The following is a 1,530-nucleotide window of genomic DNA, read 5'->3' on the forward strand; positions in this document are numbered from 1 at the left end:
TAGTCGTCCCTGAAAAAAGAAAAACTCATCAATTTTCTCTCAAGGAAATGCACGTTGAAGCGCTTTTATCATTGAGTTTAACGCAACAAATCTCGTCAGGCGATTAAGCATAATGCCAAATAGCTGAATTATCGCTGTAAAAATGCAGACAAAAAAATCGTTTAACCACTTTTTCAAATTCCAGGCAGTCGCCGCCATTAGCAAATTCAAATGGTCACCCACTTTTCCTTTCAAGTAGTTTCTCGATAATCGATAATCAGATTTCAAATGACCAATTATTGGTTCAATCGCTGCTCGCCTTTGACATCGTTTGCGTTTTTTATCCCGCTGATAACGACTATCTTTCTTCAACCCTTTTTTCGGTAAAATAATTTCTGTTTCATTCACAAACGACTGTCCTCGATAACCTCTATCACAAACACCCTGTAAAACACTTTTACCTCTTGAGGTTTTGGCGTGCTCTAAAACTTCCTCTAACGTGTGACTGTCATGAATGTTTTTGGGATGACTAACAACTCCCACTATAACGTTCGATTTCGCCGTACTGGCCACAGAGACTTTATTGCCATACTCATACTGAACACTATCTTTTCCCTTCGCAATACAATAAACATGAGGCTCATGCAGTGAATAGATTTTGTTTTTATCTTTGGGTTGTTGAGATAAAACTTTTTCATACAAAGCAAAGTCTTTCTCCATCCGCTCTGTCATCGCTTCCGCTGGCAGTTTACGCTTTAATTCCCGGATTAAAGTGTTAGCTATCGTTCTTAAACGTTTAAGGGCTCGTTTAGCCTTCTTACGCTTTTTAACATGACGGAAATGTCTTAAGTCCAATCGCAAACCCTTCACTTCCTTGGCAAACGTTCGACGTTGCTTTATCCCAAAATACTTCGCCATTTTATTTAAACGGTTAATCATTTTAATCGCCAGCTTCGCATCCGTTGGGTAAGTAATATTTTTTTCCTGAACCGTCGTATCAATATTGACGACATCTTCCAAAGCTGCTTGACCATGTAAACCCACACTCATTTGAAACAGTTTTTCACAACCCGCTTGTCCTATACGCTTGCGAAAATAAACTAACTCTGTCGCATGACAAGGCACATCCTGTTGAAACTCTTTCATGCCACAAAATGCCTGATAGTAAGCATTACGTTTCCATTGCATCACTAACTTTTCATCACTTAAGTTTTCCAAGTGTTTGAGTAAGAGTAAACCTACCATCAGACGAATAGGTTTACTCGGTGCGCCAATTCCTTGAGTGTAATATTGAGCAAAACTTTTTTCTAAATCTAACCAGGGGATTCGGGTCGATAATTGAATCAGGGGATCGTTAGGATCTAACTGAAGCAACAAGTCAGTTCCGAATAAATTAGTTTGGTGATGCTCTGCACTTTTTGTCAACATTATGTTTTACATTTCGACCAGGAAGTGATGGCGTATTTTAACATTTCTGGTCGAAAAGTGAGTTATTAATTAGAGATTTTTTATTAAATTTCAGAGTGTTAAGCTGTTTTTCAGGGACGACTA

General features: G+C 38.4%; 1 protein-coding gene. It reads right to left on the bottom strand.

All coding sequences use genetic code 11. From position 1 onward, the window contains the following. Window positions 1–39: 39 nt before the first annotated feature. Window positions 40–1,407, bottom strand: a complete 1,368-nt coding sequence (locus ABVT42_RS22275) for an IS5 family transposase (RefSeq protein WP_353898152.1) — start codon at window positions 1,405–1,407, stop codon at window positions 40–42. Window positions 1,408–1,530: the final 123 nt, after the last annotated feature.

The sequence above is a fragment of the Aliikangiella maris genome, assembly GCF_040719265.1.
Lineage (GTDB): Bacteria > Pseudomonadota > Gammaproteobacteria > Enterobacterales > Kangiellaceae > Aliikangiella > Aliikangiella maris.

Excerpts from the sequence above, each read along its gene's own strand:
- ABVT42_RS22275 (WP_353898152.1), bottom strand. The coding sequence starts at position 1,407 with ATGTTGACAAAAAGTGCAGAGCATCACCAAACTAATTTATTCGGAACT.